At 76.1% G+C, this 9,993-nt stretch carries 10 protein-coding genes and 1 pseudogene; 6 read left to right on the top strand and 5 right to left on the bottom strand.

Features of this window, described 5'->3' with window-relative positions; all coding sequences use genetic code 11:
• Nucleotides 1–200: 200 nt before the first annotated feature.
• Nucleotides 201–314, top strand: a pseudogene (locus ACI78Z_RS10860) (SDR family oxidoreductase); the annotation flags it as partial.
• A gap of 68 nt (nucleotides 315–382) precedes the next feature.
• Nucleotides 383–892 carry an SDR family NAD(P)-dependent oxidoreductase gene (locus ACI78Z_RS10855; RefSeq protein ID WP_457036542.1) on the top strand — a complete coding sequence of 170 codons (510 nt, stop codon included), beginning with the start codon at nucleotides 383–385 and terminating at the stop codon, nucleotides 890–892.
• A 129-nt stretch (nucleotides 893–1,021) separates the two neighbouring features.
• Here the strand turns inward: ACI78Z_RS10855 and ACI78Z_RS10850 are convergent, their stop codons facing one another.
• On the bottom strand, nucleotides 1,022–1,690 hold the full coding sequence (locus ACI78Z_RS10850) for a DUF429 domain-containing protein (RefSeq protein ID WP_457036541.1): 669 nt from the start codon (nucleotides 1,688–1,690) through the stop codon (nucleotides 1,022–1,024).
• Between the two features lie 26 nt (nucleotides 1,691–1,716).
• Between ACI78Z_RS10850 and ACI78Z_RS10845 the strand changes: the two genes are divergently transcribed.
• Together ACI78Z_RS10845 and ACI78Z_RS10840 are read left to right on the top strand one after the other, a co-directional pair.
• A complete protein-coding gene (locus ACI78Z_RS10845; protein WP_457036540.1) occupies nucleotides 1,717–2,211 on the top strand; it encodes a ribose-5-phosphate isomerase in 495 nt (164 codons plus the stop codon).
• Nucleotides 2,212–2,313: 102 nt separating this feature from the next.
• On the top strand, nucleotides 2,314–3,183 hold the full coding sequence (locus ACI78Z_RS10840; protein ID WP_457036539.1) for a hypothetical protein: 870 nt from the start codon (nucleotides 2,314–2,316) through the stop codon (nucleotides 3,181–3,183).
• Here the strand turns inward: ACI78Z_RS10840 and ACI78Z_RS10835 are convergent.
• On the bottom strand, nucleotides 3,180–4,421 hold the full coding sequence (locus ACI78Z_RS10835; RefSeq protein ID WP_457036538.1) for a GNAT family N-acetyltransferase: 1,242 nt from the start codon (nucleotides 4,419–4,421) through the stop codon (nucleotides 3,180–3,182). The genes ACI78Z_RS10840 and ACI78Z_RS10835 overlap by 4 nt on opposite strands.
• A gap of 9 nt (nucleotides 4,422–4,430) precedes the next feature.
• Nucleotides 4,431–4,718: a hypothetical protein gene (locus tag ACI78Z_RS10830; protein ID WP_457036537.1), complete on the bottom strand. Its 288-nt coding sequence runs from the start codon at nucleotides 4,716–4,718 to the stop codon at nucleotides 4,431–4,433.
• Between the two features lie 202 nt (nucleotides 4,719–4,920).
• Between ACI78Z_RS10830 and ACI78Z_RS10825 the strand changes: the two genes are divergently transcribed.
• A complete protein-coding gene (locus ACI78Z_RS10825; RefSeq protein ID WP_457036536.1) occupies nucleotides 4,921–6,558 on the top strand; it encodes a hypothetical protein in 1,638 nt (545 codons plus the stop codon).
• Between the two features lie 77 nt (nucleotides 6,559–6,635).
• A complete protein-coding gene (locus tag ACI78Z_RS10820; protein WP_457036535.1) occupies nucleotides 6,636–7,610 on the top strand; it encodes a sigma-70 family RNA polymerase sigma factor in 975 nt (324 codons plus the stop codon).
• Between the two features lie 142 nt (nucleotides 7,611–7,752).
• On the opposite strand, the gene larE is transcribed toward ACI78Z_RS10820, so the two are convergent.
• The gene (gene larE / locus ACI78Z_RS10815; protein ID WP_457036534.1) at nucleotides 7,753–8,604 is read right to left on the bottom strand and encodes an ATP-dependent sacrificial sulfur transferase LarE; all 852 of its coding nucleotides are present in this window, start codon (nucleotides 8,602–8,604) and stop codon (nucleotides 7,753–7,755) included.
• A 10-nt stretch (nucleotides 8,605–8,614) separates the two neighbouring features.
• Entirely contained in the window at nucleotides 8,615–9,910 is a 1,296-nt protein-coding gene (gene larA, locus ACI78Z_RS10810) for a nickel-dependent lactate racemase (RefSeq protein WP_457036533.1), read from the bottom strand.
• Between the last annotated feature and the right edge of the window lie 83 nt (nucleotides 9,911–9,993).

Genomic DNA, 9,993 nt, shown 5'->3' with positions numbered 1-9,993 from the left:
CCCCACACCCGAAAAACCGCCCGAATAAGGCACGCGCGCCCCCCCCCCCCCCCCCCCCCCCCCCCCCCCCCCCCCCCCCCCCCCCCCCCCGCCGGCCCCCCCCCCCCCCCCCCCCGAGGGCCTGTCACGATGGCGCGGTGCCGCACCCGCCCCGCCAGCGCATCCTGATCACCGGCGCCAGCTCCGGCCTCGGCGAGGGCATGGCCCGCCGGTTCGCCGCGATGGGCCGCGACCTGGCGCTCGTCGCCCGCCGCACCGACCGGCTGGCGGCGCTGCGCGACGAGCTGCTCGCCGCCCACCCCGGCATCCGCGTCGTCACCCGTCGTCTGGACGTCGACGACCCGGCCGCGGTCGCGCAGACGGTGCCCGACTCGCCGACGAGCTGGGCGGGATCGACCGGTTCGTCGCCAACGCGGGCATCGGCAACGGGGTCGCCATCGGCACCGGTGCGGCGGCGACCAACCGGGCCGTCCTGGCCACCAACGTGCTGGGCACCCACGCCCAGTGCCAGGCCGCGGTCGAGCTCTTCCGCGCCCAGGGCTCGGGTCACCTCGTGCTGGTCTCCTCGGTCGCCTCCGTCCGGGGCATGCGCGGCACCCGGACGGCGTACGGCGCCAGCAAGGCGGCGCTGAACTCCCTGGCCGAGGGGATCCGCTCCGACCTGCTCGGCACCGGCATCCGCGTCACCACGGTGCTGCCCGGCTACATCGCCACGGACATCAACGTCGGCCGCCGCGGGCCGTTCACCGTCGACGTCGACACCGGCGTGGACGCGCTCACCGCCGCGATCGAGCGGGAGCCGGTGCGCGCCTACGTGCCCGAGTGGCCGTGGCGCCCGATCGCCGGGCTGCTGCGGGTGCTGCCGCTGCCCGTCGTCCGCCGGGTCACCTGAAGGCCCCTGCAGGCACCGCCGCGGCCCCGTCGGGAGGCTCGCCGCTGGCCCCGTCCCGGGCACCGCCCCGAGCTCGCGAGGGGTGGGGAGGACGGGGTCCTTCCCCGGTGAGGGGACGGGGTCGTCCTCCTACCAGCAGATCCGCATGGGGCGGCCGCGGGCGTCGGTCGCGCCGTCCCCGACGCACTCGGCGACGCCGTCGGCGATCCGCCGGGCCGACCAGGCGGCGGCGCAGGCGTCCAGCGCATCGACAGCGGGCAGGCCCGCCGGCGCGTCGGCGAGCGCGTCCAGGACGTCGACCACCGGCTGCAGCGCCCGGATCCGCTGGGCCTGTCCGCGCGCGCTGGACTTGGGGTCGCACACCCGGTCGTCGAGCGCGCGGAACGCCAGCTCGGGGTGCACCTCGACGACGTGGGCGACGGGCGGATCACCCAGGGCGTCGTCGAGGGCCGCGATCGAACGCACGAGCTGGAAGGACTGCGCCGACAGCGAGCGCCCGCCGGTCGCCTCGACCGACAGCCGGCGGGCGTCGGCGTAGTCCCGGGCACCGAGGACGGCGCGCACCGGGGCGGGGAAGACGGAGCTGCCTGCCCGCCCCAGCCGGCGCCGGGCCTCGACGTCGCAGGCCCGCACGCCGTCGTCCGAGAGCCCGATCGGCATGTCGATGCCGACCACCTCGACGTCCGGGACGGCGAGGACGGCGGCCGCGTCGGGCAGCGCCAGCAGCTCCACCGTGCGGCCGTCCAGCCGGGCGCCGACCCAGGCGCCGCGCCACCCGTCGACCCCGAGCACCGCCACCCGGGCAGCCTGACAGACTCCCCGCCATGCGCGTCTTCGTCGGGACCGACCACGCCGGCCTGGAGTTCAAGGACCACCTCAAGAAGGCGCTAGCCGACGCCGGGCACGAGCCGGTCGACTGCGGGGCGTTCGAGTACGACGCCCAGGACGACTACCCGCCGTTCTGCTTCGAGGTCGGCGAGCGGACGGTCACCGACCCCGGCAGCCTCGGCGTGGTCATCGGCGGCTCCGGCAACGGGGAGCAGATCGCGGCCAACAAGGTGCCCGGGGTCCGCGCGGCGCTGGTGTGGAACCGCGCGACCGCGGAGCTGGCCCGGCAGCACAACGACGCCAACGTCGTCGCGGTCGGCGCCCGGCAGCACGACGTCGCGGAGGCCACCGAGCTGGTGCTGCACTTCCTCGCCACGCCGTTCAGCGGCGACGAGCGGCACGTCCGCCGGATCGGTCTGATCAGCGACTACGAGCGCGACCGGCACCGCCCCGCCGGCGGGCTGCCCACCCGCGAGGACCCCGCCGTCTGACTCCGGGCGGTGGCCCGATGACACGTCGGTGACGGCGCCGTCACGGCCCGGCCGGACACTGCGCCCAGGCGGTCCGCGGCTGCGTCGTCGAGGGGAGGGGCCGTGGTGGCGAGCCTCCTCCCCGGCCTGCGGGACGTCCGGACGCCGCTGGCCGTGGGGTACCTCTGGTTGCTGGTCGGCTGGTTCGTGTTCGGGGACGACGTCCCGAGGTCCGACCCCCGTGACGGTGGGGTGGTGTCGAGGACGTACGAGCTCGTCGGCATCCTCGGCATCCTCGGCGTCCCCGCGGCCGTTGCCGGCCTGTCCTTCGTGGCCTACGTCATCGGCGCGATCGTGACCCTCCCGACAGAGGGCAGCCTCGCCACCACCCTCCTGAGGCGCCTGGCACCGGGAGTCCACGGTCCGGGACCGGAGGCCGAGCACGGGCCCAGGACCCTGCTGCAGCGCCTGTTCTCCTCGGCCGACGAGCTCGGGACGAGGCGCGCGTTCGAGCGCCGGCTCGTGACCATCGGGGAGGGGGTCGCCGAGCTCCCAGCAGACGTCCGCAGGCGCGTGGGATTCCGGGACGGGCCGCCGGTCGAGGCGTTCGAGCCGCCGCTCACCGACCTCCGGGCCCGGTTGCTGGCGATGAACCAGGAGATGTACGGCGAGTACGACCGCTACGCCGCCGAGGCCTCGTTCCGCCTCAACGTGGTCCCGCCGCTCCTGGCGCTCGGCGCCGTCGTCGCAGTGGGGTTCGGGAACACGCTCGGACACCTCGTCGTCCCGGTCTGCCTCATCCTCCTGGTGCAGGGCGTCAACCGCCTCCGGCAGGCCAGGATGGTCCTCTGGCGCGCGGTCATCACGGAGAAGATCACGCTGCCCGCGGAGGACCACCTGCAGGAGGCACGGCAGCTGGTCGCCCACCGCTCGGAGACCGTCGCCGAGCCCGGCGGGACCGGCTCCGGCCAGGTGGCGTCGAGCCCCGGCTAGAACTCGTCCGGGCACCACGGGGTGACCGGCCAGCGGAACGCCGTCCCGGCCTGGGTCACCGCCCCCGGGCTCACCTCGGTGACCCGCCCGGCCGCCTGCAGCGTGGCCAGCGACACCCCGCCGAGGTAGGCCGCACCCAGCGCCTCGACGTCCAGCACGAGGTCGGGGTCGGCGTCGGTCTGCGCGCAGAAGGCGCCGGCCGGGTGACCGACGAGGGCCCAGCGGCCGTCGTTCCACGGGCAGAACCGGTCGCGCACCTCCAGCACCAGGTTGACCCGTGCGGGGTAGCGGCGGGCGGCCAGCGCGCGGCCGACGTCGACCAGCCGCACCCAGAGCGCGTCGTAAGGCTGCGAGCGCAGCGCCCGTGGCTCGGCCAGCAGGTGCCGCAGCGGGTCGTCGGGGGAGGCGGTCGGGGCCCGCACCGTGCGGACCAGGTCCAGCGACAGCAGGAACCGCCAGAGCGCCGCGTACGCCGGCGCGGTCAGCGCGCGCACCTCCTCGACGACGACGGTCCCGTCGGGCTGGCCGTCGTCGGTCCACGCCGAGCGGATGCGGTAGCTGGCGTAGCCGGTCACCGCGCCGTCGGGCTCGACGTGCCGCAGGAAGCGCAGCTCGGTCGCGCCGCGGCGCTCGTCGGGCGCATCGCGCAGCCCGCGGTCCCACCAGCGGGCGTCGCGGGCGAGGTTGCCGGGCACGGACCGGCGCACCCGGTCGTGCAGGGCCACCGCGCCGGCCCGGAACTCCTCGACGCCGACCTGCTCGACCCGGCCCGCGCCCAGGTCGACGTCCGGCCGCAGCACCAGCCGGGCCACGTCGCCGGAGAGGTTGCCCCGCCAGGTGGCCGGCGCGTAGCCGAAGCGGCCGTAGATCGAGGACTCCGAGGCCCACAGCGCCGCGACCGGCTCCCGCTGCTGCTCGTGCAGCTCGGTGAGCTGGTGGCGCATCAGCGCGGTCAGCACGCCGCGGCGGCGGTGGCTCGGTGCGACGCTCACCCAGGTCACGCCGGCACAGGGGACGACGCCGCCGGGCACCGTGAGCTCCCGGCTGTAGACGCCCGACGTGACGACCACCCGGTCGCCCTCCCACAGCCCGAGCGAGCGGTCCAGCTCCGCGTACGCCGGCACGCTGTCGACGAACGACGCCGGGGCCTCCTCGCCGAACGTCGTGAACAGGGCCCGGCTGAACGCGGGCCACTCCTCGGCGGTGGCCGGGCGCAGCCGGTCGGCGAAGTCGGTCACCGGAGTTGTCTACCGGGAGCTGCCCGCGTCGGGCGAGCCGTCGCGGACGACCGTGGCGCCCGCGGTCAGGGTCCCCGGCGCCACCTCGGTGCGCCCGGCGTCCCGCACCACGGCGTCCATCGCCGCCACCTGGTCCGGCCGCCCGCCGAGCACGACGACCCGTCCGTGCGGGATGCCGAAGGCGGCCAGCGCGGCGTGCACGGCCTGCGCCGCGGCCTTGTGCCGGGACATCGACACGTTCGTGTTGACCAGGATGCGGACCTCGGGTGCGTCGCCGTCGGCAGGGTGTGGTCGCACGGTGGGGATCCTCCCGGTCCGCCGCGCGCGTGGACAGTGTGGCCACCACCCGGCCGCGCGGGGCCGCCCCTCTCGGTCGGGGTGCCGCCGGACCGGGTGGGCCGTCGTCCGGGGCCGTGGCGTCGTTAGTGTCGCGGGGAGCCGGGCGCGCCCCGCCGTCGCGCTCCCGTGCGACCGTGCGACCGGCGGGGGGAGGGGAGCCGTGCGCTCTCGAACGCTGCCGATCGCCCTGACCGCGGCGCTGCTGACCGGCGGCTGCGGTGCGGCCTCCGGCGAGGAGCCCGAGGACGCCGCCGGGGTGGCGACCTCCGCGCCCGACGCGCGCCTCACCCTCGTCGCCGACGACGACCCGGTCGCCTCCGCGGCCTCGGCCAGCCGGGCGCTGTTCGACAGCGCGGACGTCGTCGTCGTGGCCCGCGACGGCGACGCGGCCGGCACGCTCCTGGGCGCCTCGGCCGCGACCGGCCTCGGCGTCCCGCTGCTGCTCGAGCCGGCCGGCGGCGGGCCCGCCGAGGCGCTCACCACCGAGCTGGAGCGGCTGGGGACGACGACGGTGCTGGCGGTGGGGGAGGCCGAGGGCGGGGACGGCGGCCCCGAGGTGGTCGCCGTCCCCGCCGACCCGGACGCCGTCGCCGCGGCCACCGGCCTGGAGCTCGGCGAGACGCAGCAGGTGGACGACGGCGGGGCGGCGGCCGCCGTCGCGGAGCTCGACCCCGAGCAGACGGCGGCCCTGCAGCCCGCCGGCGCGGAGCCGGCGACCGGGGAGGCCGGCGAGGGCGAGCTGCCGGCGGTGCAGCGGGCCGAACCGCTCGACGGCACCGTCGTGGTGACCACCGGCGCCCCCGAGGCGCTGGCCGGCGTGGCCACCGCCCGGGCGGCCGGCGCGCGGGTGCAGCTGACCGGTGGGGGCACCGACCCCCGCGGCTCGGCGGAGCTCGTGGAGCTCCTGGCCGAGCAGCGGCCGGAGACGGTGGTGGCGCTCGGCGCCGGGTTCGCGGCGGAGGAGGGGCTGGACTGGAAGCTGGAGACCGCGGCCACCGGGGACCAGCTGCCGGGCGGCGGCCAGCTGCTCTTCCCGCAGCACTTCCTCGTCGCCCTCTACGGCAGTCCGGGCACCGGGGCCCTGGGCGTGCTCGGCGAGCAGGACCTGCCGGCCTCCATCGAGCGGGCCCGCGCCCACGCGGCCCCCTACGAGCCGCTGGTGCAGGAGGCCACCGTCGTCCCCGCGTTCGAGGTCATCGCCACCGTCGCCTCGTCGGTCGCCGGGCCCGACGGCAACTACTCCACCGAGCTGCCGGTCGAGGACCTGCGGCCGTGGGTGGAGGCGGCCGGCGAGGCGGGGCTGTACGTCGTCATCGACCTGCAGCCCGGGCGCACCGACTTCCTCACCCAGGCCGAGCAGTACCGCTCGCTGCTGGAGCTGCCGCACGTCGGGCTGGCGCTGGACCCGGAGTGGCGGCTGGGGCCGAACGAGGTGCACCTGACCCAGATCGGGTCGGTGTCGATCGACGAGGTCAACCGGGTGGTCACCTGGCTGGCCGACCTGACCCGCGCGAACGACCTGCCGCAGAAGCTGCTCCTGCTGCACCAGTTCCGGGTGGACATGATCCCCGACCGCGACCGGCTGGACACCTCCCGCGACGAGCTGGCGCTCATGGTCCACGCCGACGGCCAGGGCGGTCAGGGCGACAAGCAGGCCACCTGGCGGACGCTGCGGCAGACCGAGCCGGACGAGGTCGCCTGGGGCTGGAAGAACTTCTACGACGAGGACGTCCCGATGCTCACGCCGGAGGAGACGGTCGCCGTCGAGCCGCGGCCGGACCTGATCAGCTACCAGTAGCCGCCCGGGACGCCGGGCCCTCCCGTTCCGTCGGTGCCCTGTGGTGAGCTGTCGCGGCCCACGCCGGAGGAGGACTTGTGACGACCGTGCTGACCGACGAACTCGACCCACGGCTGCTCGAGCACCGGCGGGAGCTGACCGGCTACTGCTACCGGATGCTCGGGTCGGCGTTCGACGCCGACGACGCCGTGCAGGAGACGATGGTCCGCGCCTGGCGCGGCCTGGGCGACTTCGAGGGCCGGTCGGCGCTGCGGTCGTGGCTGTACCGGATCGCCACCAACGTGTGCCTCGACCAGCTCTCCGGCCGGCAGCGGCGGGCCCTGCCGATGGACCTCTCCGGGTCGCCGTGGCAGCCGGTCGAGGCCTCGCTGGCCGCCCGCCGCCCGGGGACGGCGTGGGTGGAGCCGGTGCTCGACCGGCAGGTCGTCGCCGAGGACGCCGACCCCGCCGAGCAGGCCGTGCAGCGCGAGTCGATCCGGCTGGCGTTCGTCTCCGCGCTGCAGCACCTGCCGCCCCGCCAGCGGGCCGTGCTGCTGCTGCGCGAGGTGCTGCGCTGGCGGGCCGAGGAGGTCGCCCAGCTGCTCGACACGACCGTCGCGTCGGTCAACAGCGCGCTGCAGCGGGCCCGCGCCACGATGGCCGCGGTCGGCGGGGAGGCCGAGACCGAGCCGCTGGACGGCGTCCAGCGGGCCCTGCTCGAGCGCTACGTCGACGCCTTCGAGCGCTACGACGTCGAGGGCCTCGTGTCGCTGCTGCACGAGGACGCCACCCAGCACATGCCGCCGTTCGCGATGTGGCTGCGCGGCCGGGCCGACATCGCCACCTGGATGCTCGGCCCCGGCGCGGGGTGCCGGGGCTCCCGGGTGCTGCCGACCCTCGCCAACGGGGCGCCGGCGTTCGCGCAGTACCGCCCGCGACCGGACGGCGGGCACGAGCCGTGGGCGCTGCACGTGCTCGAGGTGCGGGCCGGCCGGGTCGCCCACATCTCCAGCTTCCTGGACCTCGACAACGACCTGTTCCGGCGGCTCGGCCTGCCCGTCGAGCCGGCCTGACAGAGGACCCCGTCCCCGCACCGGGGAAGGACCCCGTCCTCCCCACCCCTCGCGAGCTCGGGGCGGTGCCCGGGACGGGGCCAGCAGCGAGCACCTGGACGGGGCCGGCGGCGGGACCCTGCGGGGGGTCACTGCACTTGGTTCAGCCCTCGCGGACGCCCACCAGCGGCAGGGTGAAGGCGCCGGACTGGATGCCGGCAAGGTCGACGGCGAGGAACCGGAAACCGGCCGCCCGCACCACCTGGACGGCCTGCTCCCGGAGCGGGGGCGAGACGAGTGCCGGCAGGTCCTCGACCGGGACCTCGAGGCGGGCGACGTCCCCGTGGTGGCGGACCCGCAGGTCACCCAGCCCGAGCCGGCGCAGCCCGGCCTCGGCCGCCTCCACCTGCGCCAGCTTCTCGGGTGAGACCTCGCTGTGGTGCGGGATCCGCGAGGCCAGGCACGGTGCCGCGGGTTTGTCCGCGCAGGGCAGCTCCAGCGCGCGGGCGATCCGGCGCACCGCGGCCTTGTCCAGCCCGGCGTCGGCCAGCGGGCGCAGGACGGCGTGCTCGGTGGCCGCGCGGGCCCCGGGGCGGTCCGGGCGCCGGGCGTCGTCGGCGTTCTCCCCGTAGGCGATCGCGGTCAGGCCGTACCGGGACACGACGTCCTGGGAGATCCGCGCGAACAGCTCGTCCTTGCAGTGGAAGCAGCGGTCGGGGCCGTTGCGCCGGTACTCGGGCCGGTCGCCCTCGAAGGTGGGCACCTCCACCACCGGCACCCCGATGTGCGCGGCGACCCGGTGGGCTGCCTCCCGTTCCTCGGACGCCAGGCTGGGGGAGACCCCGAGGAGCGCGAGCACGCGGCCGGGGCCGAGGGCGTCGACGGCGAGGGCGAGCAGCACGGAGGAGTCGACGCCGCCGGAGAAGGCGACCCCCAGCCTCGCCGTGCCGGAGAGCCGCCCCCGGAGGACGTCGACCGCGCGGCGGTCCTCCGGCCGCAGGGACGTCAGGGACACGGGCTGCGCCTCAGTGGGTGTCGGCGAGGAGCTCGGAGCTCACGTACGGGATGGTCTGCGGCCCCTCGGGCAGGACGCACACCCGGGCGTCGGGCCCCGCCGCGTCGAGCAGCTCGCGGACCGTGGCGCCGATGTCGTGGGTCTGCTCCAGGTGGGCCGCCTCGAGGGCGTGGTCGGACAGGTACGAGGTGTGCATGATCACCCGCGCCCGGCTCTGGATCTTGGCCTGCACCTGGACCTGCCACTGGTCGGGCACGGTCTTCGGCCGGTTCTCGATCAGGTCGAGGAGCGCCTGGGGGGACTCCGCGGACTCGAGCACCTCGCGGTAGGAGCCGTGGTTGGGGAACCCGTCCCGGCACTCCGCCGCGCAGATGATCGCGCCGCCGTCCTTGACCACCGTGGCCGCCGCGGAGATGCCCTTCACGGCCTGGTAGAGGTTCTGGTCGAGGGGGAAGCCGGAGTTGGTCGTCACCACCACGTCGAAGCGCTCTGGCACCGGCGCCATCGCCAGCTCCCGGGCCGCCTCCCGCGCCGCGGCGTGCATGGCGAACAGCTCCCCGGCGAACGCGCCCACGACCTGCTGCTCCCGGTTGAGGGTGACGTCGAAGCCGAAGTGGACGCCACCGACCGCCGCGACGACCGCGCGGATGTCGTCGTGGACGGGGTTGCCCTCGCAAACGCCCCACACGGCCTGGGGGGAGCCGATGCGTTCGGCGTCGTGCAGGGTCAGCACGGTCTCCAGGCCGGCGAGCCCGGGGACGGCGAGCTTGGGGCCGCCGCTGAACCCGGCGAAGAAGTGCGGCTCGACGAACCCCGTGGTGATCCGGACGTCGGCGTCGACCCAGTGGCGGTCGAGCCACACGGGCACGCCGTTGCCGTGGGTGCCCATCCACACGAGGGAGTCCTCGTCGCGCGCGTCGTGGTTGAGGACGTGCACCCGGTCGACGACGTCGTCGCCCAGCATGCTGCGGATCTCGGCCTCGGTGTTGCCGCGGTGCGTGCCCGTGGCCACCAGGATCACCACGTCGTCCAGGTCGACGATCCCGGCGAGCTCGTCCAGCACGGCCGGGACCATGAGGTCCCGCGGCTGGGCGCGGGTGCCGTCGCAGACGGAGATGGCCACCTTCTGGCCCGGTCGCACGATCTCGCGCAGCGGTGGCCCGGCTACCGGCTCGCGCAGGGCCGACCGCAGGACCGCGGCCGGGTCCTGGGCGCCGGGCACGTAACGCGGCTCGACGACCGTCGTCCGGTCGTCCGGCAGGTCGACGGTCAGCCCCTGCTCGCCGTAGGCCAGTTGCACCCTCATCGTGATCACCCGTCCTGCGTCCGGTCGGTTGGGCCCTGGTCGGACCCTAACCGGGACCTCCTGCCGGCGGCCGGTCGCCGCCG

The sequence above is a fragment of the Geodermatophilus sp. SYSU D01176 genome, assembly GCF_054050015.1.
Note: the sequence above shows the minus strand (reverse complement) of the source record. Positions and strands in the feature narration are given on the sequence as shown.

Bases quoted from the DNA above. Each gene is read 5' to 3' on its own strand.
- larA (WP_457036533.1), bottom strand. From the start codon at position 9,910: ATGAGGGTGCAACTGGCCTACGGCGAGCAGGGGCTGACCGTCGACCTG.
- ACI78Z_RS10845 (WP_457036540.1), top strand. From the start codon at position 1,717: ATGCGCGTCTTCGTCGGGACCGACCACGCCGGCCTGGAGTTCAAGGAC.